Origin of the sequence: Agrobacterium burrii (genome assembly GCF_017313405.1) — a bacterium.
Lineage (GTDB): Bacteria > Pseudomonadota > Alphaproteobacteria > Rhizobiales > Rhizobiaceae > Agrobacterium > Agrobacterium burrii.
Genome location: NZ_JAFLNA010000018.1, coordinates 24,272 through 50,531, shown reverse-complemented (window position 1 = coordinate 50,531; position 26,260 = coordinate 24,272). Strand labels below are relative to the sequence as shown.

Annotated in this window: 20 protein-coding genes and 1 pseudogene; 14 read left to right on the top strand and 7 right to left on the bottom strand. The window is 56.4% G+C overall.

Features of this window, described 5'->3' with window-relative positions:
- Positions 1 to 30 precede the first annotated feature (30 nt).
- The 5 genes from JZX89_RS25450 to JZX89_RS25430 are packed head-to-tail and all read left to right on the top strand — an operon-like array spanning position 31 to position 5,845.
- Positions 31 to 723 (top strand): VirB8 family type IV secretion system protein, encoded by a 693-nt coding sequence (locus tag JZX89_RS25450; protein WP_132665713.1) that lies wholly within the window; start codon positions 31 to 33, stop codon positions 721 to 723.
- Positions 720 to 1,529, top strand: a complete 810-nt coding sequence (locus JZX89_RS25445) for a TrbG/VirB9 family P-type conjugative transfer protein (RefSeq protein WP_207135741.1) — start codon at positions 720 to 722, stop codon at positions 1,527 to 1,529. Before JZX89_RS25450 ends, JZX89_RS25445 begins: the two co-directional genes overlap by 4 nt.
- Positions 1,529 to 2,743 carry a type IV secretion system protein VirB10 gene (gene virB10 / locus JZX89_RS25440; protein WP_207135740.1) on the top strand — a complete coding sequence of 405 codons (1,215 nt, stop codon included), beginning with the start codon at positions 1,529 to 1,531 and terminating at the stop codon, positions 2,741 to 2,743. The genes JZX89_RS25445 and virB10 overlap by 1 nt, the downstream gene beginning before the upstream one ends.
- Positions 2,724 to 3,746 (top strand): P-type DNA transfer ATPase VirB11, encoded by a 1,023-nt coding sequence (gene virB11 / locus JZX89_RS25435; RefSeq protein ID WP_207135739.1) that lies wholly within the window; start codon positions 2,724 to 2,726, stop codon positions 3,744 to 3,746. Before virB10 ends, virB11 begins: the two co-directional genes overlap by 20 nt.
- Positions 3,743 to 5,845 (top strand): type IV secretory system conjugative DNA transfer family protein, encoded by a 2,103-nt coding sequence (locus tag JZX89_RS25430; protein WP_207135738.1) that lies wholly within the window; start codon positions 3,743 to 3,745, stop codon positions 5,843 to 5,845. The genes virB11 and JZX89_RS25430 overlap by 4 nt, the downstream gene beginning before the upstream one ends.
- A gap of 273 nt (positions 5,846 to 6,118) precedes the next feature.
- Here the strand turns inward: JZX89_RS25430 and JZX89_RS25425 are convergent, their stop codons facing one another.
- Positions 6,119 to 8,641 (bottom strand): relaxase/mobilization nuclease domain-containing protein, encoded by a 2,523-nt coding sequence (locus JZX89_RS25425; RefSeq protein WP_207135737.1) that lies wholly within the window; start codon positions 8,639 to 8,641, stop codon positions 6,119 to 6,121.
- 2 nt (positions 8,642 to 8,643) lie between these two features.
- Positions 8,644 to 9,045, bottom strand: coding sequence for a plasmid mobilization protein (locus tag JZX89_RS25420; RefSeq protein ID WP_207135791.1), 402 nt, complete (start codon positions 9,043 to 9,045; stop codon positions 8,644 to 8,646).
- Positions 9,046 to 9,772: 727 nt separating this feature from the next.
- Between JZX89_RS25420 and JZX89_RS25415 the strand changes: the two genes are divergently transcribed.
- The 3 genes from JZX89_RS25415 (at position 9,773) to JZX89_RS25405 (ending at position 12,045) form a co-directional block, all read left to right on the top strand.
- A complete protein-coding gene (locus JZX89_RS25415; RefSeq protein WP_207135736.1) occupies positions 9,773 to 10,474 on the top strand; it encodes a ParA family protein in 702 nt (233 codons plus the stop codon).
- Between the two features lie 4 nt (positions 10,475 to 10,478).
- Positions 10,479 to 10,949, top strand: coding sequence for a hypothetical protein (locus JZX89_RS28690; RefSeq protein WP_246746796.1), 471 nt, complete (start codon positions 10,479 to 10,481; stop codon positions 10,947 to 10,949).
- A gap of 619 nt (positions 10,950 to 11,568) precedes the next feature.
- Positions 11,569 to 12,045 (top strand): helix-turn-helix transcriptional regulator, encoded by a 477-nt coding sequence (locus tag JZX89_RS25405; protein ID WP_207135735.1) that lies wholly within the window; start codon positions 11,569 to 11,571, stop codon positions 12,043 to 12,045.
- A 456-nt stretch (positions 12,046 to 12,501) separates the two neighbouring features.
- On the opposite strand, the gene JZX89_RS25395 is transcribed toward JZX89_RS25405, so the two are convergent.
- The 3 genes from JZX89_RS25395 to JZX89_RS25385 form a co-directional block, all read right to left on the bottom strand.
- Entirely contained in the window at positions 12,502 to 14,049 is a 1,548-nt protein-coding gene (locus JZX89_RS25395; protein WP_207135734.1) for a hypothetical protein, read from the bottom strand.
- A 155-nt stretch (positions 14,050 to 14,204) separates the two neighbouring features.
- Positions 14,205 to 14,921 carry a hypothetical protein gene (locus tag JZX89_RS25390; RefSeq protein ID WP_207135733.1) on the bottom strand — a complete coding sequence of 239 codons (717 nt, stop codon included), beginning with the start codon at positions 14,919 to 14,921 and terminating at the stop codon, positions 14,205 to 14,207.
- Position 14,922: 1 nt separating this feature from the next.
- Positions 14,923 to 17,796 carry an HsdM family class I SAM-dependent methyltransferase gene (locus tag JZX89_RS25385; protein ID WP_207135732.1) on the bottom strand — a complete coding sequence of 958 codons (2,874 nt, stop codon included), beginning with the start codon at positions 17,794 to 17,796 and terminating at the stop codon, positions 14,923 to 14,925.
- A gap of 113 nt (positions 17,797 to 17,909) precedes the next feature.
- Between JZX89_RS25385 and JZX89_RS25380 the strand changes: the two genes are divergently transcribed.
- Together JZX89_RS25380 and JZX89_RS25375 are read left to right on the top strand one after the other, a co-directional pair.
- Positions 17,910 to 18,167: a hypothetical protein gene (locus JZX89_RS25380; RefSeq protein ID WP_207135731.1), complete on the top strand. Its 258-nt coding sequence runs from the start codon at positions 17,910 to 17,912 to the stop codon at positions 18,165 to 18,167.
- A 146-nt stretch (positions 18,168 to 18,313) separates the two neighbouring features.
- On the top strand, positions 18,314 to 19,174 hold the full coding sequence (locus JZX89_RS25375; RefSeq protein WP_207135730.1) for a hypothetical protein: 861 nt from the start codon (positions 18,314 to 18,316) through the stop codon (positions 19,172 to 19,174).
- Between the two features lie 22 nt (positions 19,175 to 19,196).
- Here the strand turns inward: JZX89_RS25375 and JZX89_RS25370 are convergent, their stop codons facing one another.
- Both JZX89_RS25370 and JZX89_RS25365 read right to left on the bottom strand, forming a co-directional pair.
- Positions 19,197 to 20,021: a hypothetical protein gene (locus JZX89_RS25370; RefSeq protein WP_207135729.1), complete on the bottom strand. Its 825-nt coding sequence runs from the start codon at positions 20,019 to 20,021 to the stop codon at positions 19,197 to 19,199.
- 358 nt (positions 20,022 to 20,379) lie between these two features.
- On the bottom strand, positions 20,380 to 21,471 hold the full coding sequence (locus tag JZX89_RS25365; RefSeq protein ID WP_207135790.1) for an RHE_PE00001 family protein: 1,092 nt from the start codon (positions 21,469 to 21,471) through the stop codon (positions 20,380 to 20,382).
- An 89-nt stretch (positions 21,472 to 21,560) separates the two neighbouring features.
- Here JZX89_RS25365 and JZX89_RS25360 point away from each other — a divergent pair.
- From JZX89_RS25360 to nhaA, 4 genes and pseudogenes are all read left to right on the top strand, one after another.
- A pseudogene (locus JZX89_RS25360) lies at positions 21,561 to 23,212 on the top strand (TnsB C-terminal domain-containing protein).
- A gap of 6 nt (positions 23,213 to 23,218) precedes the next feature.
- Positions 23,219 to 24,097, top strand: a complete 879-nt coding sequence (locus JZX89_RS25355; protein WP_207135728.1) for a TniB family NTP-binding protein — start codon at positions 23,219 to 23,221, stop codon at positions 24,095 to 24,097.
- Positions 24,094 to 24,975: a TniQ family protein gene (locus tag JZX89_RS25350; RefSeq protein ID WP_207135727.1), complete on the top strand. Its 882-nt coding sequence runs from the start codon at positions 24,094 to 24,096 to the stop codon at positions 24,973 to 24,975. Before JZX89_RS25355 ends, JZX89_RS25350 begins: the two co-directional genes overlap by 4 nt.
- An 86-nt stretch (positions 24,976 to 25,061) precedes the next feature.
- Positions 25,062 to 26,255 (top strand): Na+/H+ antiporter NhaA, encoded by a 1,194-nt coding sequence (gene nhaA / locus JZX89_RS25345; RefSeq protein ID WP_207135726.1) that lies wholly within the window; start codon positions 25,062 to 25,064, stop codon positions 26,253 to 26,255.
- Positions 26,256 to 26,260: the final 5 nt, after the last annotated feature.

Below are 26,260 nucleotides of genomic sequence, written 5' to 3'. Positions count from 1 at the left end.
GGCTGTTCAGAGGGGTTTAAGGGCTAGACCATGGCAGATTCAAACGAAGCTCTCAGGAGCTATTTTCAAGATGGCGATAAATGGGAACAGGAGATCGTAAAGAAGGCTAATCGCTCAAGGACATTTGCTTGGTTCGTTGCCATGATAATGAGCGCCATCACCCTTATGTCGCTCGGGACATTGGTGATGTTGGTGCCGCTCAAGAGCTTCGAACCTTACATCGTTGAGGTCGACAAAAACACCGGCTACATTGAGGTTAAAACCGGGCTCACGCGCTCTGCGAACCTCACCGACCAGCAGGCCGTTACTCAGGCCAATGTGGTCCGTTATATCCGCTCGCGCGAGGGTTATGACCCGTTTGCGATACAGCAAAACTTCGGAATTGCCGCCCTCCTATCAACGGCAGACGCCGCTAAGGAGCTCCAAGACGAATGGAGCGCGGCCAATCCGAACAACCCAGGCAGGCGCTTGGGCAGAAACAAGAAAATCACCGTGGACGTTAAGTCGGTCACGTTCTCGAACGCTAGCACCGCGCTGGTCCGCTTCTCGACCACCGAAAGCTCTGAGAGCGATAACATCACACGGCACTACATCTCTGTGGTCCGCTTCCGATACACGGATACGCCGGAGCGCAACGATTGGCGCTTTGAAAATCCGCTTGGCTTCCAAGTGTACAACTACCGACGCGATCAGGAAACGGTTACGCCGGGAGCAGCAGGATGAAAGTTAGACTATTTGTCACTGCGGCCTTCATGGCCGTGACGATGAGTCACGCCTTCGGCGCACAGCAGCCTAGACCTGGCACGTTGGATTCACGCGTTACGAGTGTTGTCTACCAGCCGAATAACGTGGTGAAGGTCTCTGCAACCTACGGCATCTCAACGATGATCATTTTTGATGAAGATGAAAAGTTCGAGACGATCTCGCTTGGCGACACCGATAGCTGGCAGGTCGCACCGTCTGAGAAAGGCAACATCCTATTCGTAAAACCAATTGCGAAAGGTGTTTCTACGAACATGAATGTCGTGACATCCAAGCGCATCTACTTCTTGGAGCTGAATGACTACGCGCCGACAGACGAACGGAAGGTTTTCGGCATCCGTTTCGTATATCCCGAGAAGGATTTGAACGCATCTCTGCGAAAAGAGGCAGAGTTTCGAGCAGCGAATCCGAACATCAGCAATATCGACAAGGCAAACGTCAACATCGACTACTCATTCTCGGGTGACTCCGCTTTGAAGCCGTCGATGGTCTTCGATGATGGGAAGAAGACGTTCTTCAAGTTCAAGGGGCGCGTACCTGCTATTTTTGCGGTCCAATCTGACTTCTCTGAGACCCTTCGGAATTTCAGAAAAGAAGGCGAGTACATCGTCGTTGATGGCACGGCGACACAATACACCCTCCGAGACGGCAACCAGTGGACCTGCATTTTCAACCTCCGCAAACCGGATGTTGCCGCACCAGACCCCGACATCATGGCACCTCAACGCGATCTGGACGCAAGCACGCGTAGAAGGAGCGGCAACTAATGAAGCGCAGCCCCGAACTTGAAGCCATGGCGCATGCTGACGAAACTGATGTCAGCAACAAAAACACGAAACGGAACCAGACGGCCGGGATGGCCGCGCTGGTGATTTTTGGCGTTGTCGCCGCGTACATGGTTCTTGCGACCTCGAAAGATGAACCCCGGGACAATTCTCAGTCAGACGAAGAGTTTCGCACGACGACGTTCCGTCCCCCTGGCTTTGTCCGTGATGAAGAAAAGCCGAAGTCAGAACCTGAGCAGGTCGTTATACTACCACCGCCGCCAGAGGTCGTTGAAGAGGAGAAACCCGCCGACACAACCCCATTTAACGTTCCGCCACCGCCAGAGGTCGTGGAAGCGACGCCGAAGGTGGAGCCGGTTGAACAATTTCCGGAAAGATTCAAGTCCAAGCTGATCACGATGGACCAGAATCTAGGAGGCAACTCGAACGGTTCACTCGACAGTTCAGCCAACGGCACGCCGCTGACGGTTGCCGGCGAAGATAAGAATAGCCAGTATCTTTCCTCGGCGAGCGCGATCGGGGATCGCAGCGCCAAGGCTAAACAGCTGAAGCGCCTCGATGCGTTAGTCCCCGAGGGCACCCTTATTGCAGGCATTCTGGAAACGGCAATCGTCAGTGATCTGCCCGGGCAAATCCGCGCTATCACGTCCCAAGATGTCTATTCTTTCGACGGTCGTCGTGTGATCATCCCTACGGGCACCCGCTTGATCGGCGAATACCAGTCCGAGGTTACGCGTGGACAGAAGCGTATTTTTGTCGTGTGGACACGCCTGATCCGTGACGATGGTGCCAGCGTGAGGCTGAACTCCATCGGAGCCGATAGCCTCGGTAGATCTGGATTGACAGGTCACGTTGATAACAAGTTCCGGGAACGCTTCGGCGCGTCTATCCTTCTCTCGATCGTTAGTGGCGGCGCAAGCTATCTGACGGGATATGGAAGCGAACAGAGTTCAGGTTCCAACAATGACGATGCGCAGCGTGGCGCGGATCTCGCTCGCGAGACGATCGCACAGACGTTTAGCGACATGGCAAACACCGTGCTTTCGGAAAATCTTCGTATCCCTCCAACGATCAGCGTCCCACAGGGCGAACGCATCTTCATCTTCGTGCGCCAAGACCTCGATTTCAGCGACATGTACGACGATCCGGTTACAGAAGCGATGAAGGAGATCAAACGTGAACGCACCGGCAGGTAATCCACTGGTTCATGATCCCCACTATTTCCTGACCCGTTCGTTGGAGCCCATCAGGCCGTTTCTTGACGACCCAAAGGTTGTCGAAATCGCGATAAACAAGCCGGGCCACGTTTACGTGGAACGGTTTGGCGCAGATCATATGGAGCATCATCGTATCGATGTTCTTACCGCGCAAGAGATTGAGAACATCGGAGAGCGCGTCGCCGCCTCAACAAAGCAGTTCTTGAATCAGGCCAATCCAATCCTGAGCGCGGCGTTGCCGACTGGTGAGCGCATTCAGGTCGTTTTACCCCCCGCAGCTCCTGACGGAGGATCCATTACGATCCGAAAGCAGGTCGTCCAGAATTTCTCGCTCGAAGACTACAGGGATAACGGATCGCTGGATAAGGTGTCGGTTGCCGTGGGGGGATTGAGCGACGTCGATCGCGAGCTCATTCGATATCTGCGCGAAGAAAAGATCTACGACTTCATCCATACTGCAATCACGAAGCGGGTTTCGATCCTTATCAGCGGCGGCACGTCCTCGGGCAAAACGACATTCTTAAACGCCTGCCTCAACTCAGTTGACCTGAACGAGCGCATCTTGACGCTCGAAGACACGCGGGAACTTTTTCCGCCACAGAAAAACGCAGTCCACTTGGTTGCTTCCAAAGGTGGGCAAGGCACGTCCAATGTGACCATTCAAAACCTGCTCGAGTCGGCACTGCGCATGCGTCCTGACCGCCTTTTCGTGGGCGAGATCAGAGGCGCTGAAGCTTTCTCTTTCCTGCGCGCCATCAACACCGGTCATCCGGGTAGCATGTCCACAGTTCATGCGGACACCCCTATGGGGGCATATGAGCAACTTGCCATGATGATGCAGCAATCTGGAATGTCGGCGGGCTACTCGAAGCAGGACTTAATGTCCTACATTCAAATGGTGATCCCGATCGTCATCCAGCTCCGCCGCGAAGGGGGCAAGCGCGGCGTTTCGGAGATCTTCTTTGCAAGAGATGAAGCATGACGAAAGGCTTCAAAGCCGTCTATCTAGCGTTTTGCCTCGCGGTTGCCTTTGCGGCTTGGATGCTTGGATATGGCGCTGGCCTCCACCTGTTTTACGGCGACGGCAGAATCCTCGATACAACGATACGAAGCAATCCTTTCGCGCCAATCCAACAGTTCTGGGCTTACAGCGATAATCCTACCCTGCAGAAGGTCGCCCTGGGGTCGTTGGTGCCTGCCTTCGTGATCGCCGCAATTACTGCCTATCTCGGCCTTAGACCAGTCACGAGCCCATTAGGGGACGCCGCTTTTCAGGACATCGCGGGTTTGCGGACGGGGAAATGGTTCGGCAAGAAGGGGCATATTTTCGGTCGTTTTGGAGGCAAGGTCCTCCGGGCGCAGGACGATCGCCATCACCTGATCATCGGGCCGACAAGGTCCGGTAAAGGTGCCGGTTACGTCATTCCGAATGCTCTCATGCATGAAGGCTCGATGATCGTTACCGACCTAAAGGGAGAGGTCTTCAAGGCGACGGCCGGCTATCGGAAGAAGAATGGCAGCCAGGTTTTCATTTTTGCACCGGGCTCCGAGCGCACGAACAGCTATAATCCTCTCGATTTTGTGCGACCGGAACGGGGCAATCGAACAACCGACATTCAGAACATTGCAAGCATTCTTGTTCCGGAGAACACGGAGTCTGAGAATTCGGTATGGCAGGCCACCGCGCAGCAGGTCCTCGCCGGCGCGATAAGCTACATTCTCGAAAGCCCCTTCTACCGGGACCGCCGCAATCTCGGCGAAATCAACTCCTTCTTCAACAGCGGCGTAGACCTCCAGGCCTTGATGAAGCACATCAAGGAGAAAGAGCCCTACCTCTCGAAATTTACCGTCGAGAGTTTCAACTCATATCTTTCACTGTCTGATCGAGCCGCTGCATCAGCCCTTCTCGATATCCAGAAGGCTATGCGGCCTTTCAAGAACGAACGTGTTGTCGCCGCAACGAACTTCACGGACATGGATCTTCGATCCATGAAGCGGCGGCCTATAACAATCTACCTCGCTCCGAACATCACTGACATCACGCTTCTCAGGCCCTTGCTGACCCTGTTTGTCCAACAGGTCATGGATATTCTCACTCTCGAGCACGATCCAAACTCCCTTCCTGTCTATCTCCTGCTCGATGAATTTCGCCAGCTGAAACGCATGGACGAGATCATGACGAAGCTGCCTTACGTGGCCGGTTACAAGATCAAGCTCGCATTTATTATCCAGGACCTGAAAAACCTCGATGAGATATATGGAGAAACCTCTCGGCACTCGCTCTTGGGGAATTGCGGCTACCAGTTGATCCTTGGTGCAAATGATCAAGCGACGGCCGACTATGCGTCACGAGCTCTCGGCAAGAGGACCATTCGCTACTCGTCGGAGTCTCGCACAATCGAGATCATGGGACTTCCACGGCGGACGAAGGTCGAGCAAATTCGGGAGCGGGACCTCATGATGTCTCAGGAAGTCCGGCAAATGCCAGAAAACAGAATGATCCTATTGGTAGAGGGCCAGCGTCCGATTTTTGCTGAAAAGCTTCGGTTCTTTAATACCCAGCCGTTCAAGGCAGCTGAGGCCTATGCCCAGGCTCACATCCCAAGTGTCCCGGATATCGAGTACCTTCCATCGAAGCCGGTCCCGGCGACGACTGCAGAATATGAGAATGCTGGAAACACAGCCCCGGTAGCTGAGCCTTCGGCTGCAGTCCAAACGAACATGCCGGAAGCCGGTCCCGCGCAAAAAGAGCCGGAAAAGCAGCTTCCTGCAACGGAGTCGCTAAGGCCCACGGAAGTAACAGCGCCGGTCGCCATTCCAGCGAAGCGTATCGTCAATCCAGCAGCATTGACCTCGAAAGCCAAATCCACACCCGCAGCCCGACCCAAAGCCCCACGGAAGCGCAATAGCGCAGCGTCGGATGACATCGCACGGCGAAACGAGATTGAAGCACTGCATTCCCTTGCAACACAGAGGCTTCGCGAACAGGTCGAGAAAAACAGCGTCGGAAAGAACCCGACTAAGCGAAAGAATATCATGGACGTGTTCGCTGCAACCGTTCCAGACCCAGAGACAGCCTGAATATGAAAAGGCCCTAAGAGTTTCGCTCTTAGGGCCGGTAAGAATCTACTTGCTCGGGTAGAAGGCCTAAAATGGCCAAAAGCTAGCGAGATACTGGCCAATGTCTCCAAGCCAGATCGCGGTCGCGTCATACCATCCGACGACTGTCTGATACGCAAAGCCGATAGCAGCAAGAGCAGCAACAAAGCCAAAGATCGCGACGATGCCTTTTCCTACGGCTTCGTCCGACTTTCTGTTCTCAGTCTGGATTACGTATCGGTTTGTCATGGCCTATCACCGCTCACGATCGTCTCGATCGCGGTCCCTCTGTTCGTTTTGCTCCCGCTCAAGTTCTTCAAGACGAGGCACGTGCTGCTGCGCAGGGTCAGTTCGCGTAGTTTCTCCTGCTTTCTGTCCAGCCTCACGCTCCTGTTTTACACGATCTTGTTGCCTGTTTGTAGCCTCGATTGTGTCGGCCAGCTCGTGCGCCTCGCGCTCGTTTGGCAATTGGCCCCGCTCCTCTTCCGCATCAAGCTGAAGGTCGCGCTGACGATCGTCAGGAACATCCGACGTGGATGCGGTTTTGTTGGTCGTGCTTTCGTCTGTCCGACCGTCTTCGCGGTCGATTTTTTCGACTTCGCTGCGAAGCTCGGGATCCTCGACAGCGACGTCATGAAGGTAGGCGTTTCCGTCGGCGGCGAGCTCGGCGGCACGCCGAAGCGCTGACCTGAGCCCGGTCTCGAACATTTCGAGGTCTTCTTCAGAAAACTCGCCCGACTGAACCAGCGCGATACCTTCTCTGAAATGCTCGACATCGATCATCGCATCATTGCCAGCCTCAACAACCGCTTCGCCATGCTTGGCAACAGCCTCATTCCACTTCTTGCTGACCTCGTCAGCCTCGTTGGCGAGGCGTTGGGCGTCATCGCGGACAGCGTCAGTGGGGACGGCTCCACTACGTTCATCCGCTCCCCCACGCTGGTCCATGGCGTCAGCAAGTGGTTCCCGATCGGCCTCGTTGCCAATCTGTCTGTCGCCAACGCGCTCGGTGAGCTCGAGCATTTCGCGGCGGAGATCCATAATTTCGCGGGCCGTAGTTGCAACCTCATCGAAACCGGCCCTGTCATCGGGTCCAGCGCTTCGCTCAAGTCTGAACAGAGCCGTTTCGACAGTCTTTTCGTATGATTCAAACTCCTGGCGTGTCTGCTCGCGCATGTTCTCTACCTCCAAAAGCATCTTCTGCAATGATATCATATTTGTACGGAAATCGCCGCCGAAATCCGAGTGAACAACTGTTGAGTTGTTTGCAGATTCGAGCTCTCTGAGCCCCGTCTCAATGACATCACGATGTTCAGCTGCAAATGCTACAGTCCGCCTATCACCGGAAACAGCAGCTATCTTTTGCCACGTCTCCTGAGCCTTGACCGTGTACTGCCGGCTGCGATCACTTGACGCGACAGTGCGTCGCCCTGATCGCTTGGCATCGTAACGAGCCTGAGCGGGCTCACTTGTTCCAACGTGCTCGGTCCTACCGTCGCGGTTTACGGCCCTGACCTGGTTACGCGTATACGCAGGCGCTGAGGCAAACTCCCGTCGATCTGTCATTTCCATATTGATGCCGTGATCACGCGCCTTCTCGGCCATCACTTCACGCCATTGGCGGAAGGTTGCCGGCGTTGTCTCGATGCGGTCCCCGGCTTCTGATCGCATCGTGACGATAGCATGAGCATGGACATGCGGACGCTTGCCCCCCTCCCCTGCTTCCTTGGTGTCGGTTTCTGGGTCGTGCATCGCAAAGACGTACCGATGTCCAGCAAACTGGTCAGCGAGGAAATCTCGAACAGCGCCTTCAAAGGCTCCCGCATCGGTTCCGGCACGGGCCGACATGATGACATGCATCAAATCACGGCTTTTGCGGCTATGAAGCTCTTCGCGCCATTCTTTTTGAACGAGATCCCCGGCCGCCTTACCGTCTGCTATTAAGCGACCGCGATCGTCCCGAACCTCAGCACTGTCCTCGATCAGCTCCCGAACCTTCGTGGTGCCGTATTCGACACCGTTTCCATAGCCGCCGATGGAAAACCTTGCAGCGCCCTGACCTGCGACGGCGCTAGCGTCAAAACGTTGCTGTACGATCCCGGCGGCCTTGGCGTCGGCTGTAAGCCTCTCACCCTGCCCGCTGCGTAAAACGACAAGGCCATCAATCGTCAATGAGCCATCACCGCGCTCTGCGACGGCATAAGCATACCGGCGGTCGCCAAAACCGCTCGACAGGATATCTCGCACCCGCCCGTGCAAATCCTCTCCATCCGCACTCGCCGCGACCTCCACCGAGAAGCTTCCGATATCACGGCTCTCGGTCCGGTTCTGAAAGAGATGGTTCCAGTCGCCCCGAACACGAGCAAGATCTTCACGGCCTTCCAGTTTCTCGCCGTTTTCATTCTCTACCTTCAACTCACCGCCACGCGAGACGTAGTTGAGCATCGATCCAACGCGTGCACCGCCGCCATAGGAGGCCATTTTCACAACAGCTGGCTGACTACCCTTCGCAACGCTGGTAAGACGCGCCTCCATCGCACGGTTGGAAGCCGCCGCGATACCAGAAGGCATGGAGATCCGGGGAAACTGCATGCGCGGCATCCGCATAGGCTTAGCCTTGGGTCCGCCTCCCCCGCGCCTAATTTCCTTTATCTGATGAACGTACTTGAAGAGGTTTTCTTCGGATTGCTGAGCCTTTCCCCCAAGTGACATTTCGTGCAGAAGCGCCGCGCGCTTCTGCTCCCATTCGCTTGTGAACGCTCCGAAGAAGAACTCCAACGCTATTCCTCCCCACGCCGCTGATAGCCAGCACGCCTTGAAAGCGATCGAAGCTCAAGCATTACAGCAGCCTGAATGGACTGGACGTTGGCGAAATTTATATCCAGTTCGCTCGGATGAACGGCCTTACCGCTGTTCAAGGCTCGGGCGACCTGGTTCAAGTTCACGCCGATCTTGCGCATATCTTCCAGCAGAGCCGCCATGATAAGGCGGTCATCACGCGTCAATATCGGCCGAACGCCTGCGCCCTCAAGCAGAAGCGAACGGAAAAATGCCGACACGCTCATATCAGCCGCTTTGGCTGCCTCCTCGATTTTTTCATGTTCGGTATCCGTAACGCGCACGTTTACGAGCCGGTCTTTGCGGGCTTTAGTCGCAGACGTCACCAAACTGTTTTCACTCATCAGCCGAAGGCCTTTCCAGAGCAAAGCGAAGGCATCGAGGGCCAGTCCCTCGATAGTAGTAGCGATCAAAATGTAAAACATTTTTACGTATCCTGCCACCCTTAAGCATCAAAAAATACCGACCCATTTCACCCATCCCCTCGCCCACTGATTCCGACGCTTGCGCATCGGCTTCAAAGCATTAAAACGCTCACCAGGGTTCACCGCCAACACCGCTAAGAAGCCCTTGGTATGGCAGCCGTACTCACTCGCAAGGGACGCTTCGCTCTACGCCCGTGCGGTTTCCGTGCGCCTACCAAAGTCGGCCTTCACGCGGCTCCGGGTTTCACCACTCGGATTGAACACACGACGCCGCCACACGAACGAGCCGTATGGTCTTGCAATGTGTCTTATCCAATCACTGATCTACGACGGTGGGCCAACACGGCGCAGCCATTAGGTAAATACGTGTCGTGTGTTCGTGTCGTGTGGTGATAACGTTGTTTCGATCTTAACCAATGTATTGACGAACCGTGTTGCAGCACCTTATTTTCACACGATGCGTTCGTGGATCACCTTTCCCTCGTGGGATGGCACCGTGTTTCGCTGCCGTTGTTTAGATCTCAACATCCCTGCGTCCCGATGTAGGCTCACCGGTTGAGAGGAGCGTAAGCAAGATTTCGACGCAGGGGTGCGCTCCAAGTTTTTAGGGCTTGAGAAATATCTTTGGGGCGACAAAGGAATAGCGATGACGATTTGTATGTCCGCAGTGAGCGGTAAAGGCGGTGCAGGAAAAACGACTGCTGTCATCCTGCTGGCCGGGGAATTTGCTCTCGAAGGCAAAACCGTCCTGCTCATTGATGCGGATGGTCGGCAAAATCTCTCGACGTGGTTCCAGCGGTCGACCGATAAGAACTATCAACCGGACGGCATAACGCTTGTTACGGCGGCTCAGGACGCTGGCATTCGGCAAATCCTCGAACGCGAGGCCGCAAACTATGATGTAGTGATCATGGACTCTCCCGGCCAGGACACCGTTACGAGAGATACGATCATTGCGGGTTCTCACGTGGTAGTTACGCCAATTCAACCAGCGCAGGACGAGATCGTGGCCGCAGGACAAGCCGCCAACGACGTTGCCGAAATGAGCGATCAGGTAGGGCGACAGATTCCACACCTCATATACAGGACGCGGATTAGCATGCCGAACCGGGCCCTTGAAGAGTATCGTCTGATCCGTCCGTTTGTCGCCAACCTGCAAGAGGGCGGCTACAATTCGCACCTGCTCGAAACCGAACTTGTTGAACGGAATCCCTATCGAGAGATTCGAACTGGCTATGGAACACTGCAGATGCTCGAACTCACGGAACCCGTGAAAAAGGCCCGTGTAGAAGCTCTAGCATTCAAGCACGAAGTCGAAGGCTATCTCCACACAAACGCAAGGGGTTAATGCCATGGTTAAGCGCGATACTAGCGTAACAGATTTCGCGGTTGCGCCTCGCAAGCCGCGCCAGGAGCCACAAGTCGGCCAGCCTGCGTCTCCGCAGGCCGATCCGGCTGCTCCTGAGATCGTGGTTCACAAGAACGCCGCGCACATAGACCCGACGGACACGAATGCGAGCGCTCCCGCTCCTCAAGCCGACGCGAAAGCAAGTCCGAACCCAAAAACCGGGAGGCTGATTTCCGCCGATGAGGACGTTCGCCGGGAGCGAACCACAACACGAGCTCTGCGCCAAGAGGCGTCCAGACTGCGCTTACAGGACCTAAAACAGTCCAAAGCGAGGGAAAGCAAGCACTTCGTAAATTGCCCTCTAGACTTCGATACCAAACAACGGCTCGCCCGAGCGGCAGTCGAGAATGAAATCAAAATGACGGTTATCATCAAGACGGCTATAGACCAATACTTGCGGGACAACGGGTATTGATCCTTGATCCAATATTCCTTTGTGGCGTTGCATTGGGCGGCGCGCTCGGAGTTGTTTTTTTGTCCCGCAAGCGGCGTCAGTCGGTATTGACCTTCCCCGACTGAAAACTCCATTTTGATGCGAATGATGAATAAGAAGAATGTAACCGATAAGGGTGACTGGCCCACGGAACAAGCGGCCAAGGAGCAAGTGTTTTCCTTATCCAAATGGGATAAAAAAGCTTTGGCGCTCAGTCGTCAGTTCACGTTGCAAACTGTATTAGGATATCCGGAAACGCTATCGCGTGTGAGATGACTGCAAAATTTTGGGTGGATCGAAGATGATACCGTATTGAAGGGTGTTTTCGCCAGCAAAGATGACAATTGGTCTCTAGTTTCGATGAAAACTAAATAGCTGGATATTCTCGAACATGACGCTATATTGCGTCGGTTGGCACTGTAAATATTCGACTGTCAACTCCGCCAAATTGGCTAACTTTGCAACTTGTCGCCCATTGTTATCTTTACCCCCAAATTGATACAAAAAGAGATCGGTTGATTCTTGGAACTGAGCGATACCCAACTCGTTCACTTGGTTCATTATACCGCTGAGAAAGCAGAGTTGTGGGAGGTTGAGGGTGATGTCGGAAACGCGGGACCTATTCAAATATAAGAGTTCAAAGGGCCTCGTTGAGACCACTGATGAAGAGGTGGACCGCCCACTATATCGCCGACCAGGGTTCGAAGGTATCGTGAGTTTCAACGAGATGGACGAGAGACTTGCTGCGTTCCTGCGCAAAGCTCGCGAAGACGAAAAGCTGACCAGAGAAGAATTTGCTTCCATGGTCGGTCTCTCGACAGCCGTCTACGGTCGCTACGAACGCGCGTTTTCGCGGATGACGGTTACACGGATGATCCACCTCTGCGAACTTCTTGGTTTCCAACCAATCGACATGCTGTTTGCAGTTGCACCTCATCTCTATGGACGAACACCGGAAGAAGCGAATGATTACCTTGAGCTATCTCACCTGACGCGAAGGCTCCCGCAAGAAGCTGTGAGAAACCTTATCGGGATTATCGCTCGGATGACGCCCGAAGACAGGTCGGAAAAAGACTGAAGGTCTGAAAGGATCTGAACCACCGGCGGCGCCTCCATTTCATGGGGACGCGCCCTTTCCTCCCAGACATAAGCCAGCCCCACGCCTGAAAGTGCGCCTTCGACCATTACTTCATGGTCATCAAGCGACAGAGACCCGGTTGGCTCGTATTCGATGATCTTTCCAGTCCGGCTGAACTCCCAGGCATAGGGCTTGCCGCTTGGATAGATATTACGGATGCAGACATGGTGACGCGGATCATCCGGAGTTCTGGGAAGCGCATGATGCTCGAAATAGGTTGACGAACCGACGACGGCAAAGCGCCACCGCGGTTTGATCTTCACGGCCGTCATACCATCGCGCAGGCTTTCGCCGAGGCAGATGCCCGCGCCGATTTGCAGCTGGAGACCAGGATTTTTTGCAATCAGTCGAAAAAAATTGACGCCACGGAGCGTCAGCATCAACTCAGGGTGCCTATTATACGGACTTTGCCGGCACGATGCCGCCCGCGACAAGGGCGGGTCCAATGATGTTGCGGCGGCGCTTGGAGGCCTCCACGGCCAAGTCGAGGAAATCGGTGGTATCGGCACCTGGAGGGCGGATGACGTCGTCGACCACTTGCGGTTGGCCGCCAACGATCTTGATTTCCGTCTCTTGGCTGCTCGCCGAAACGATGGGAATTTCGACGAGTGCAGTGTATTGCAGGCCCGTCAACTCAACAGACATCGGAACCAAGATGGTGTCCTGCTCGTTGACCATGCCATCCTCTAACCAGCGCGGGAAGAACAGATTGACGCCGGGGGTCGAGCATAGTGCCAGGACTTCTTGATGTTCTTCCACCCAGTCAAAAAACGTCGCCAGCCGAAGCGGCCTTTGCGGCTGGCGCGCTGATCGACCGATCGCGGAGCAGATTCGGCGCAGTGTCGGCGCCACCGGTATCCAGTGGCTGAACGGGCCCTGCTCGTCAGCAGCGGGAAGCACCATGTGTGCATCTTTGAAGTGAATGGTTAGGGTCTTGTTCGGTCGAGCGAGGATGGCGCCAACCTGCACGATCGATATCGCCTCTTCAATGTCGACCTCGCGATCGCCGGCATAGTCGAAGGTGATCCCGGCCCATTCCTGCTCGAAATCAAGGACGACCTCGAAGAACCGATTTGCCAGCCGGATCGGGGAGTGTTCTCGGTCATCCAAGAAGGGCGGAACCACAAAGACGTCGACAGGCACGGCTATCCATTCGCCGGCGTCCGACTCGAGCTCGATCGACGCGTAAAGGAGCGGCGGCGCATCCATTTCGAGGATGGCGTCGCGAAAATAGAGCTGGTCGTTGCCGAGCGTGATGCCGAAGCGCCGCCGCTCAATCGTCAGATGGTTCACGTCAAGCTCCCGTCGTCCTCCGAGGAAGAGCTCACCCAGCCTGTGCTTGCCATCAAGGCCCGGGAGGACGAAGCGGCCGACTGTTGGCGCATCATCAAAACCGCAGGTACTTCGGAAATGGCTTTTCCTCGCGACGTAGTCGCTAAAAGGACCGTTCAGCATGGCATGCAAGGCAGCCGACAACCCCTCCCCGTCACGTCCGATTTCCACGGCGCGTTCGGTAGGGATCGGCACCTTTATGGTATGGATAGAGCGGTTGCCCTGCGCCTCTTGCTCGCGCACTCGGCGCAAGGTGTCCTCGATCACAGCTTCATCGACGGGGACGATCAGACGGCGGACGGAACGTCGTCCACCCTTGGAATAAAAGAGGATCGCGATCGCCGCAGGCAAGTCAGCGTCGACTAGGTGTTTCAGCGCTGAGAGCTTAATGCGCGGGATTGCCGTCGTATGTTCGGTCGCTTTGACCTGAACGAGAAATTTCGGAAGTTCGTTCTGCTGGTCGAGAGGAATATCAGCGGGTCGATCGGGATCGGCTTCGAGCATAAAGTCCCAGCCGAGACGGTCCGGGTCGGATCGCTGCACATGAAATTGCTCAGGCTCGCACCAGCCGGAAAATTCGTTCTGACCTCTCGTTCCTGACTCCGGCTTCATGGGACTGCTTTCAATAGTGCAAGCTCCTTCATGCGGCGATCAAGATATCTCAGCGCTAGAGCGATGACTTCATACAGGCACGACCTGATCGTCTTGTCGTGCCAGGTGGCGAGGATATCTGCAAAGCATATGTGCCACCGGAACGGCGCCATCGATTACATCTCGATCCAGAGATGGTCAATCGACACCGGCGCAAGGCCGCCGTTCCGTTGATGGGTTGATTGCAGAGATGCAACCCGCGTTTCCGCGTGATGCAAGGCCAATTCCAACCTGTCGTCTGCAGTCCATCCTCGAACGGGGGTTGCGATCAACCCTTCGATCCATGCGTCAAGTTGCGCGCGCCAATAGCTGATATCGCGATCCTGAACGTACCCAATCATGGCCGCGCGAGCGTGTGCCGCACCATGATGCCCCGCCTTGAATCGCTGGACGCCGCCGGTAGAGTTGAATTGGCTGAACAAATATTCGCGCTCGTCTCGATCCTTACCGCTTGGGGTCGGAAGCCGTTTGCATTCTATGGGCAAGAGCGTGCGGTACTCGCTATACTCGCGACCGGCAATCCAGATGAGCGCGCCACTGGGTGCGACGACAAGATCGATAGAGCGCCCCGCTTTGACATCGTCAGGTTCTTCGCGTCGAAACTGTAGGAAGTCCCAGCCAGCCGAGTGCCGGCTGACGCTGTTCAGTCGTGCGCAGAGCTGCGCCGTCAATCCGGTTTCGCTGGTCTGGACCGGCCTCGCCGGGTCATCGCGCCAACCAGGAAGTGTTCCGGCGATGAACCCAACCAGCGACGAAAACCACTCACCCGGAAGATGGATGTCTGCGCTGAGTGTGCCGGCCTGCACGGAGGCTTCTTCTTGATCCGCCAGCACGTTAGAAACCCTGCCCCCTAAGATCGGAGAGGACGTCATCAGCATCGCGTAAGGCGATTGAGCGGGTCCAAAACCGATGCCGATCTGGCTTGAGAAGAAAAATAAAACCTTGGTCGTATAGCCGAGTGATGCGAGTAATCGTGAGGCTGGAGCCGCGACGCTCCTTCAGCAATGCATCCAGCTTGGACCTTAACGCATCTGCATCAGACCAATCGACAACCCCATCTCCAAACGCGTACGCCGCACAAATGGCACCGGCCCAATGATAACGACCGAGGGCGCGGAGCGGCGTGCGCGAATAAACGGCGTTGATCTGTGCAGCGAAAGTGTCGTCGAACGCTCCGAGCGCTTCCTTAGGCGCCACGCGCATCAGTGCTGATCCCGTGCCTCTCCGGATGAACTCTCGCTGATAGTCAACAATGTCCTGAGCGACGATGCGTTCGTTGTCGCTCAGGTCCAGGTCCTCGTTGTCTGGATACGGTAGGGCTAGGATGTCTGCTTGCAGGATTGCACTGGCACGCTGCACAAATAGGCTGGCGCTAATCCCCGCCACATAAGCTCTGAGAACGGTTCGTTCCTTTTGCAACCACGCTTCGACGGCCAGCAACCGGAAAAGATCATATTCCTTTGCCGCAAAACCCATAATGCGGTGTTTGTAGGCCAGATAGTGACCGTTCCAGAGCCCGTGGTGAAGATCCTCGTTTTCTTTGACCAACAGGAATGGAGGAGTGAACCGCTTCGCGGACCTAGGACCCTCAATCGGCTGGTCCGGCACCATCTGCAGATGGGTGGGGTCAAGTCCCGTCTCCGAAAGCGCTTCTGTGGGGAGCAGCGGCTGACCAATCAAGTGCTCCGCAGACCGAGAAACGGCCCTGCCACCTGCGATGTAACCTTCACCAAAGTCCCAGTTGTGACGTATCGCCATATCTCGCAGCGTTGGATATTGACGAAGGCGAGCAACCAAATCGCGTACGCGTTGGCCGCCCAGGAGGTTCGAGCGCCATACGTCGGCAGACTCACTCGCTTCAGTGTTCTTCACCCAGTGGAGATCGTAATAATCGATATCGAACCCTTGCTCAGCTGTAGCTCTGCCGTTGCGACGAAAAACGGCGTGCAGGATACGTCCGTCAGGAACAGGTTCCGCCGCTTCCACAAGTATTACGACAACTTTGGGATCAGCCTCCCCCTTTTTGAACAAACCCCTTACCGAGACGAAGTCGAGGATCTCGCGCACAGTCCAACGGGTGAAGATGCTAGTTCGGAACGGAGCGACGTTCTGGTTGTAGAGAAAACCGGCTGGCTCGACAAAGGCAACGATCCCATTAGGTGTGAGAAGCTCCAACGCCTCATGCAGGAAGAGGTATGCAAGCTGCATGTCGGCGAGCAGGCCGTGCGTTTTGGTATAGCGCGCGTAGCTCCGCTTGGCGCCCTCAGTGGTCAGCGTCGATTCGAATGGAGGATTGCCAACGAGCACTGCGACCGGCACCTTGATGAGCCTCTGCTCCTTGGCCTCGAAGAAGCAACTCCAGTGCAAGGTCTCGTTCGCCAAGGGAGGGAAAAGCTTCACGCTGGCGCGTATCTCTTCGGGCTGAAGCGCATCGCAGAGGCTGAGGCACAGGCTGAATGCCGCGAGTTCGATTGCCCCTTCTTCGAGGTCGATACCGTGCACCCGCTGCAGCAGCGGGCGCAGATCGTCAATACCCGGACGCGCCCAGTCGTTGCGAAGGCGCCAGTGCAATACTAAGCGCTTATAGGCTTCAACGAGGAAAACGCCCGATCCGCAAGCTGGATCAAGAATGACGCCATCACCGGCCATCAGTTTGTCCAGCCGGTCCCAACTCAGCGTCTCTTCCAGCATTAGGCGGACCAGCGCTGGCGGAGTGTAGATCGAACTCGCGGTGTCCTTGACGAAAAGCTGGTAGATATTGCTAATCAGTTCCACCGGCAGATCACGGAACGAATAGAGCCGCCACAGGCTCAGCTGGCCGGTAGCATCTTCACGTCCCTCGACAAGCCGAGCGTAGTTTGCAAGTTCGCTGCTCGAAAGAAGCGCCGCACGCTCTTCTATGGTCAGGCGGAATATGTGGCCGTTGAAACGCTCTTCCAGCGTCTCAAGCAATTTCACTACAGCGGCACCATCGCCTAACACTTGGAAGAAACGGGTCGCACCCTTGTGTGCGCGTTCGAAATCCTTGGGTAGCAACACCAAGCGTTCTTCGAGGTAAGCTATGAGCAGGGCGAGGATGAGCAGTCGACGGCGCAGCCGCGGCTCAAGCAAGCGGCTTTCGGTTAGTTGTTTGGCTAATGCGCGGACCTCCTCAACGAGCATCCTGTGCGCCGATTTTTGTGCCGAGAGCATGAGATCACATGCGATCGGATCATCCCAGATAGTTCCGTTGCGGATGCGTGCCGCATTCCACCAAACATCGGCTGCCGTGATATCCGCACCGAGAGCCAAGGTTCGGATGGGGCGGCAAACCGGGGTGTCGTCCGCACCGACAAAGTCTGGTTGGTGCGCACAGCGAAACAGCTGGATGCTCCCCGGCATAGCGCGATAGACAAGAGGCACACCACCCCAGCTCCAAAGCCGCTTGTGGAGTTGGGCAAAGGCCTCGTCATCCCCCGCGGTATTGGCATCGAATACAAAAGCTTGCGCGACCGGGGCACGACCGTGCCGCCCGGCCTCAAAGAATACAGCACGCGCGCCGTAGTCACGTGCTTTCTCCATGACTGCTACTTCCTCGGGCGGGCACCCTGAGGTTTCATAGCCTTCGACCGGAACCAGTCCATCGACAATCGGAAAGCCTCGCCTTTCCCCAATGACGAATAGCCACTCCGCCTCGGTACGCGGTCGCTCTGTCTCGTCTAACGTCATCAGTGGCACCTGCGCCACTCAGGCTCTCGGAAAGGTTGGATTGATTGGGTGCGCGCAGTCATTTCTGCCGCTTCTTTTTCGAGAGTACGAAACCTTCCTTGAGGAGATCGGTCATGCTGATCCCCTCCGACACGGCGAAGCCTTTAAACGCCTTCTTAAACTGGGAGCTGACCTTGAAATTGAGCGATTCCTTTTCGCTCTCCGGCGCGCTGCTTTCGTCGCTGCTTTCGCTTTGCCTAATGGACAACTTCGCCTCCCTTTGGCCCAACGACGATTTCCCCGGTGGCGCAGCGAAGGATACAGATTTCTGTCTTTCTTGCAATCCCGAAAGCCAGAAATCCTTAAATACAGAAAGGCAGAAATGCGGATAGCGGATAGCGGATCAGCCGAGCATAGCCTACGCCCTGCCCTCATCAAGCATCGCGACGAGCTTTTTGCAGCGTGCGGCCTCGTTTTCGGATAGGTTGATCTGCCTGCTCAGGCAAGAGCCAATCCGGACCGAACCCACGGTGTCACCATGCATTTCGTCGTCGACCAGAACTTCATGCGAAAGCCGCAGTTGCGGGAGCTGCTTGTCGGGAACAGCAACATCCAATTAATCGTACCAGATTGTGCTTTGGAGGAGATGGTTCGACTCCCGAAATGGGAAGCCACCATTCAGCAATCCTTTCGCATCATGGCATCCGCAATGCATCGCACGTTTTTTTCGGCCAGCATCGGAGAACTGTTACGATATGAACTCGAACACCTGACACCAATCAGCCGGAAGCAACTCTTACCCCCTGAGTTGACCGTTGGTGCTCGCGCCATGATCACCGCCATCTTGGGGCAGGGCACGTCGGCAGAAGCGTCCAGATTGCGCGTTGTTGCTGCCCGCCGCGATATCCTAGGAGAACGCGCCGAGCCCGATCAGGTAAAGGCAAAGCTGGTGGCGAACCTCGCGTTGCTCAAGGGCGCGAACGGAGAACGCCTTACTCGCGAAATTCGAAGCGGGCGGATGAGTGAGGACGCTCGGCTAGGCCTGCTCAAGCTTCGCGGGGAGGAGGTCTGCCAGAGGCATTTCGGCAATGTAACCGGCGCACTCAGAGTAGCCGACTTCCTAACTACCAGGTTTGTGTACGCTTCGCTTTGGTACCAGGAGTTCTGGCTGAACGGCGGACTTGACGATGCCAAGCCGAAGACTCTGGCAAATGACGAATTCGACATGGAATATGCATTGATCGCCTCCTTCTTCGGGGATCTGCTGTCCGAAGACCGCCGGGCGAAGGCCTGCGCTGTCGCCCTAAGGCGTCTGACCGATCCAGCAACAGAGGAAGTTCTGTTCGACGCCTTGGAAAAGCATGCGATTGCAACAGGTCGAATGACGCAGCGGCCATAGGAGCTGGCTGGTCAACGGCTTGCTACTCGTCATACTGCGAGAAATCCAGATCGTAGACGAGGGTATCAATGCTAACTCCTACCCTGTCGCAAAAGTCTAGCATCTCGATCCACGGATTCCCCCCGGGCTTACGATCAAATAACTCCACAAAATACTCCTGATAGTTATGGCCCTCGTTGATGCAGCCGAGCACATGGCGCTCCAGTACGCGCATATGGTTCTTCAATTTGGTGCTGCCGATGTGAAACGCGCCGGTGACATCCTCTACGAGGAGCTTCTCGGCATCCAGCAAACGCATGCGCCTGGCTACTTCGACAGCGAATGCGCGTTGCTCAAGCGGCAGAACCTTCAGTTTATCGATGAAGATTCTGACGCCTTCGACCTCTTCCTCGTGGTCCATCATTTCGGTCACGCCAAACACCTCGCCCAGACGCTTCAACGTCTTAGGATAGGTCGGCAGCGTCGCCTGAGTCGTGTCGCTAACTTGTTCGATTAGCTGGCGTTCCGCACCTCTGAACCTGCCCTCATGCTCCGCTTTGAATTTCCGAAGCGCCACGTCGTTGTAAACCTCGACATTTCCGGGATAGTCGATGATGTCGTGATGCTTGCCGCACACCAGCATGAGATTGTCGAGCCCGCGCCGCTGCTCGTTCGTCATCGACGCAAGAAACCTCGGTCCGCCTTTTTCAGCGGCATGGATGTGTGCTATCTTGCCGAGCATTGCGCCAGTCTCGTCGACCAGAAAATCTTTGCAGTTCGGGATCGCGCACTGGTTACCGCTGTAGGCAAACAGCTTCTTGATCGTAGCAGGGGTAGGTTCAAGGCGCTTGACCTTTTCCGTCTTCATCTAAATTCCCATCCGGTCCGGGTCTCGTGATCCTCGGCATACTGCTCAAAGACCACCGCTCCAAGAAGCATCGTGGCCCGTTTATTCGTCTGTGCGCAAGATACTAGCCTTCTCGATAACTTCGAGTTCAGGCAAGCATCAAGCTTATTGAGCCCAAACTGTTCCAGGAATTTGTTGGGCGTTAAGAGGTGAGCGGTACCCCCTGGCGTCGGCTGTGCTGGGGCCAGTAACATTTTCTTGCCGCGCAGTCCTGCAATGTGTCTCAGGCCGATGATGTCGGAGAGGCCACGTGGTTTAAACAACACCGTGGTCGCTTCTTGCCGCTAGGTTGATGCGGACGGTTGAATGTGACCGAGTACTATAAAATCCCCCACGCCCGAAACCTCCCCCTCCCCGTCATCTCCCTGAGGCCCAGCTCCAAAACTATCCGCCGCGCCGCCTGCGGCGTGACGTCGAGCGTCTTCGCCACCATCCCGGCCGACACCAACGGCTTTGCCATCACCAGCTCGACCAACTCCGACAATTTCGAAGACGCCCGGCGCCCTTCCAGCTTTCGCTCGAACAGGGTGCGCGCCAGCACCAGCCTGTCATGTTCCTTCATGCCCATATCGGCGGCCGCGATCAGGCTGTGGGCGATGGCTAGAAGCCGGATCTCCCGGTCGCGATGACGCCGCCGATCGACGGGAATGGTTTTGAGACCGAGATTGATGGCGGCGAGATGAGCGCCGGTGGTGATGCCGGCCTGGCGCAAGATCGACGCGGCCAGGAGGCGACCGAGCCACGGCGCATGCTGCAGGACGGACAGTTCGTTCCAGGCATCGAGCGCGACGATCGCCTGCAGGACCGCCGGCAGGTTTTCTGCCTGCCGCAGCACGCTCCGCCATTCGTCTAGCCTGGAATCCTCGTCCCAGTCGAGATCGTAGACCAGTGCGTCTCGATCCGCCGCGCTACTCCGGCCAGGCCGCGTTGCGTTCTCGATCGCGGCCTCCGATCGGGCGAGCATCGCATCGATGGCGGCATAGTCGACGCCAGGGAGATTTCCGATGTCGGCATCTTCGTCCCCCGCCCCTTCCGGATCGTTCGCGACCGCACGCCGGATGGCGTCGGGGGCCGCCGCCTCATCCGTGTCGGCCTGCGTGATCTCCGCGTTTTTGCGCAGGATCCGAATGCCATCGGCCGACAGCGCCCAGCCAGGTGGTTGGGCGGCAATACGCCGACGAGTGCGCAGGACGTCGCGGGCGATTGTCAGCTCGTGGGTGGGTGTGCGAATGTCGCGGGTAGCGTCATGGAGGACGAGGTCTTCGAGATGGACGAGTTCGCCGTCTATCCAGAGCGAGGCACAGGCATCGGTGAATTGGATGCGCTCGAGGAAGCCGCCGCCGACCGGCGAGCGGGCGAGGCGCTCGTCGAGGCGCGTCAGAGCGATGCCGGCTGTGGGTTTTAGTTTAATTTTTCAACTCGGAAATTGTCATACGGACGTAAGGGTTAGGCGATAAATTTCAGTAGATTTTTCGCTAAGGATTTCAGCGAGGTCTGCCCATGCCAAAGCAATTGCATGATCAGGGATTGCCGGCGACACGCGCGATCTCAGATGAGCATTGGTCAGTCGCGCTCCGCATGCCCGCGAACTGGACAAGATCCTTGATGGCATCGGGCCGAAGCAGGTGGCCGTTTCGCGCGCGGCGGCCGAGTTGCGGCTAACGCGGCGACAAATCTACAATCTCCTCGTCCGCTATCGCATGGACAGGAAGGTGACAGCCTTACTCCCGCGCACCGCAAAAAGCCGCCGCAAGCGGCTGTCAGAAAAACTTGAAGCAATCATAGCGACAACACTGCGCGAGCAATGGCTGACACTGGAAGCTCCGCCCCTTGCCCCGGTCGTGGCTGAAATCCGCGCTCGTTGCGAGGAAGCCGGGCTGACCTTGCCGTCATACGTTACGGTTGCCCGACGTATCCCGATGCTGTTTAGCGCTGAAGAGATCGCCAAGAAACGGTCAGCCAATCCGAAACACCTGCTCCGGCTGAGGCCACGACCAGGATATATTCACGCAACTCACCCGCTCGACGTCTGTCAGATCGATCACACTCCGGCTGATATCAATTTCGTGGAGGTCGTTGACGGAACTGGCGTGTTTGTGGGTCGGCCTTATCTCACGATCGTGACCGATGTGGCATCACGCGTTATTTTAGGTTTCTGCCTGACTTTGGAGAAACCATCTGTTCTGTCGGTCGGACTTTGCCTTGCCCATGCGATGTGCGCGAAGGACGAATGGCTTGCCAACCGTAGCCTTGCTCATGCCTGGTCGACATTTGGCAGGCCTCGGGTACTCGTCACCGACTCGGCGATGGAATTCAAGGGGCACGCTTTCCAGCGTGGCTGCGACGATTATGGCATCCGCATTCGATATCGTGACCGCGGAAGAGTGCATCAAGGCGGCGTGGTCGAACGACTGCTGGGCAAACTCAACGCTATCCTCGCCACCTATCGCGGTTCGACCGGAAGGTCTGTGGTTGATCGCGATGAATATCCCTCGGAACGGCGCGCCTGTCTCGGATTCGCGGACCTGGAGCGGTGCGTTGCGCTGGCCATCCTCGATCACAACCGGCAGGAAAACACCAAGACACTGAATGTGCCGAATACGGAGTGGCAGCGCAACAACGCAGCTTTACCGCGCTTCAATGACGATCCACACACCGTTCTATTGTCGTTTCTGCCGGGTACGGAAAGAAGATTGTCGCCGCAGGGGATCAGCATGTTTGCCGTACATTATTACGCGTCATGGCTTGGCGGCCTCATTCCGCAGCGCGACCGGCTGGGAAAGCTGGAAGTAAGATATGACCCTCGAGACATCAGCCATATCTATGTCCGGGATCCGGAAGGCAGACACTTCCGACCCGTCGAACGGCGCGATGGCAGGCTTACGTCGCTGACGCTATGGGAACATGAGGCTGAGCGCGCCCGCCGGCGCGATGCAAACCATCGCTCAAGTGTTGCAAGGGTGGAGTTTCGCCGCGAAATCGCTGCTATCGTCGGGACTGCGAAACAACCCAGACGCCAGTTGTGAACTGCTGTCCGCGGTATCCACGCGGGCGCGTCGCAGAAGCCTTATGCGGCTATGCAGGAACAGGCGCGCGTTGCCTCACCTCATCCCACCCGTCAGAAAAGCCGACTACCGGTCGAAGACTGGTAGCATGGCATGTCGGACCATCTGCTCGACCATGTCCGATCCTACCTTGAACGCGACCAGGATGAGCGGATCGCCTACATCCGTGCCCCACGATGGATCGGACATCAGGTTGCTCAAGACAGCCATATACGGCTCACCGAGCTACTCTCAAGACCGCCGTCATTACGAACCCAGGGCCTGATGCTGGTCGGCCCCTATGCCAATGGCAAGACGATGATTGCGGAGCGGTTTGCCGTCGAACACCTGCGAACATCTGTCCAGCAGAAGCTTTGGATGGTCCAGACGCGAGAGGGCGCGGGCCTTGGCCATTTCTACGCGAGCATTCTCCAGGCGCTCCACGCTCCTGGGGGCGACATTTGGAATGTCAGCCGCAAGGCGGAACAGCTGGATCACTTGCTGGCAAGTCTCAAGCCAAAGGTGTTGATCTTCGACGAGTTTCACAACGCATTGCGCGGACGGGCGCGCGACATCGAGGCGATTTTTGCATTCCTGCGACGGATCGGCCGTCAGTATGACATCGCCCCGGTTCTGATCGGGGACGTATCCGTCTACGACTTCCTCAACGCCACCAGCGAGATGGCAACCCGTTTTGATCTGGTCGCAGTCCCGCGATGGCAATACGATGAGCCCTATCTGATGTTGCTCGATAGCCTCGAAGCAGCGTTGCCTCTTGCCAGGATCTCGGATCTGTCCAGCGAGCCGTTGGCTCGTCTTGTCTTCAGGTTATCGGAGGGTTTGATAGGCGAGACCGTCACCATCATCACAAAGGCGGCCGTCGCGGCGGTGCAATCCGGAACCGAACGCATCACCAAGGCGGGCATCATCGAACTACGGTACACCCCAATATCGCAGCGGCGCCAACCGGCTTTACGGGACAACCTGTTATGACGATGGGCAACGCTGGTATCCCGGCAATCAGCATACAACGGAGATACCGTCACATCGTTTCCGACCGATGGCCCGTCAACGTCTTACCGCAACCCGATGAATTGCTGTCGAGTTGGCTGCACCGTCTTGCTTATGCCAACGGCGTTGCACCGCGTGGATTCGCGCGCGTCTTCGGACTTGGATCTGGCATGTGGTCACCAGCCATCGATTTCAGACCCTCGAGCGACATCGAAAACCTGCTTCGCGCAAATGCCGGTGTATCCCACGCTCAGATCGTGGCAATGACCCTGGCGAGTGGCATCCCGACGGAGCTCTTGCTGCCGTTACGAAGCAGCGGTCGGCGGGGGACTTCAACCTGGCTGCAGTTTTGCCCCCAATGCCTGGCTAACGATGAACATCCATATTTTCGCCGCAGCTGGCGTTTGGCGACCAAAGTATCTTGCCGCCACCACCGCTGCGGCTTGCGCGACCGGTGCCCATCCTGCCAAAGACGTATCGAAGCCTACCGTCAAAGCAAGCTTGTCCCCCAGCATTTTTGCGTCCACTGCGGTTTCGATTTGCGCAAGGCGTCAAGGGTCATCATCAGCGTTGCAGCGCACCTGGTGGATTGTCGCATTGATCAGATGTGTCGCAGAGCGAGTGTCACTCCCGAACATCGGCGCGTTTTCCTTGCACGATTGCTGCAAATCCCCACGCTGGTGATGACCCACACTTCCGGCTCGCTGCTCAACTTCTCCAGCCCGGTGCGCATCCGATGCTTCGAAAAGCTTGCAGATCATGTTTGCGAACGAATAATGCTTGATGACGGTAATCCTGTTTGGCCAAGTCCTTATAGGGCCGAATCTGCTGGAAATCGTCGAGCAAATACCCTAGTTTAAAGCTTACAGTGCGTGCTGCGTGCGCTGCGTGCTTCCCCCGAAATTGACGGAGACTTCGATCAACCTCTCACAAGGAGCGCGAACCCATGTCTTCGACATTTTCCAAGGGCCGTATTCAATCCACTCTCCGTCAGTTCCTCGACAATGAAGCATCGGGTGGCATCATCCTGATGGCAGTTGCTGCTCTGGCAATTGCCACGGCGAACTCGCCGCTGGCAGAGAGCTACTTCCGTGTGCTGCACGTCTATGTCGGCCCGCTGAGCATCCAGCACTGGATCAACGACGCCTTGATGGCCGTCTTCCTCCTACTCGTTGGCCTGGAGATCAAACGCGAGATGCTCGACGGCCAGCTTTCAAGCTGGAGCCGGCGCATCTTGCCAGGCGCGGCTGCTGCAGGAGGCATGCTGTTTCCGGCACTGTTTTACCTTTACTTCAACTGGAGCGACCCGACAGTTATCCGTGGCTGGGCAATCCCGACCGCGACCCATATCGCCTTCGCTCTTGGGGTCCTTTCACTTTTCGGTAATCGTGTTCCCGCATCGCTGAAGATATTTCTGGCGGCGCTGGCCATCATCGACGATCTCGGCGCCGTTGTGGTTATCGCTCTCTTCTATACTGCGGAACTGAACCTGCTCGCTTTGGCTGGCGCGGGCCTCGTCGTTGGAAATCTGATCATCTTCAATCGCATGGGCGTGAAGGCCCTCTGGCCCTATCTCGCCCTCGGCGCGGTCCTTTGGGTGTTGGTTTTCGCATCAGGCGTGCATGCGACCCTTGCAGGTGTCTTGCTGGCGTTGACGATACCGCTGAAGCTGACGCCGGGGACGCCGGAGGCCACACACGATGAATCACCTCTGCACAGGTTCGAACACCTGCTGCACAAGCTGGTCGCCTTCGCGATCGTGCCGATCTTCGTTTTTGCCAACGCAGGTGTTTCGTTTGCCGGTTTATCGATGTCGGTCTTCGAAGAGCCGCTCACAATGGGCGTAGCGGCAGGTCTAATGCTCGGAAAACTGGTCGGCGTTCTGGGAACGGTGGCAGTTCTGGTAAGACTGGGATTGGCCGATCTTCCTGCGAGCGCTAGTTGGGGTCAGATGACAGGCGTAGCCCTGTTGTGTGGAATCGGGTTCACCATGTCCCTTTTCATCGGTCTGCTAGCGTTCAGCGATCCAGTTGTCCAGGATCACGTCAAGATCGGGATCCTGATGGGGTCGCTTGTGTCCGGTCTTTTGGGTGCGGTCTTTCTGACTGTTTCGGGGCGGCGAGCGAGGCGTGCAGCCTGAGTGGC

What these genes read in the sequence shown, in the direction of transcription:
- JZX89_RS25375 (WP_207135730.1), top strand. Translation starts at nt 18,314, where the DNA reads ATGCATTTCGTCGTCGACCAGAACTTCATGCGAAAGCCGCAGTTGCGG.
- JZX89_RS25395 (WP_207135734.1), bottom strand. Translation starts at nt 14,049, where the DNA reads ATGAAGCCGGAGTCAGGAACGAGAGGTCAGAACGAATTTTCCGGCTGG.
- JZX89_RS25380 (WP_207135731.1), top strand. Translation starts at nt 17,910, where the DNA reads ATGCTGATCCCCTCCGACACGGCGAAGCCTTTAAACGCCTTCTTAAAC.
- JZX89_RS25405 (WP_207135735.1), top strand. Translation starts at nt 11,569, where the DNA reads ATGTCGGAAACGCGGGACCTATTCAAATATAAGAGTTCAAAGGGCCTC.
- virB10 (WP_207135740.1), top strand. Translation starts at nt 1,529, where the DNA reads ATGAAGCGCAGCCCCGAACTTGAAGCCATGGCGCATGCTGACGAAACT.
- JZX89_RS25445 (WP_207135741.1), top strand. Translation starts at nt 720, where the DNA reads ATGAAAGTTAGACTATTTGTCACTGCGGCCTTCATGGCCGTGACGATG.
- nhaA (WP_207135726.1), top strand. Translation starts at nt 25,062, where the DNA reads ATGTCTTCGACATTTTCCAAGGGCCGTATTCAATCCACTCTCCGTCAG.
- JZX89_RS25370 (WP_207135729.1), bottom strand. Translation starts at nt 20,021, where the DNA reads ATGAAGACGGAAAAGGTCAAGCGCCTTGAACCTACCCCTGCTACGATC.
- JZX89_RS25415 (WP_207135736.1), top strand. Translation starts at nt 9,773, where the DNA reads ATGACGATTTGTATGTCCGCAGTGAGCGGTAAAGGCGGTGCAGGAAAA.
- JZX89_RS28690 (WP_246746796.1), top strand. Translation starts at nt 10,479, where the DNA reads ATGGTTAAGCGCGATACTAGCGTAACAGATTTCGCGGTTGCGCCTCGC.
- JZX89_RS25430 (WP_207135738.1), top strand. Translation starts at nt 3,743, where the DNA reads ATGACGAAAGGCTTCAAAGCCGTCTATCTAGCGTTTTGCCTCGCGGTT.
- JZX89_RS25350 (WP_207135727.1), top strand. Translation starts at nt 24,094, where the DNA reads ATGACGATGGGCAACGCTGGTATCCCGGCAATCAGCATACAACGGAGA.
- JZX89_RS25355 (WP_207135728.1), top strand. Translation starts at nt 23,219, where the DNA reads ATGTCGGACCATCTGCTCGACCATGTCCGATCCTACCTTGAACGCGAC.
- JZX89_RS25450 (WP_132665713.1), top strand. Translation starts at nt 31, where the DNA reads ATGGCAGATTCAAACGAAGCTCTCAGGAGCTATTTTCAAGATGGCGAT.
- JZX89_RS25420 (WP_207135791.1), bottom strand. Translation starts at nt 9,045, where the DNA reads ATGAGTGAAAACAGTTTGGTGACGTCTGCGACTAAAGCCCGCAAAGAC.
- JZX89_RS25385 (WP_207135732.1), bottom strand. Translation starts at nt 17,796, where the DNA reads ATGACGTTAGACGAGACAGAGCGACCGCGTACCGAGGCGGAGTGGCTA.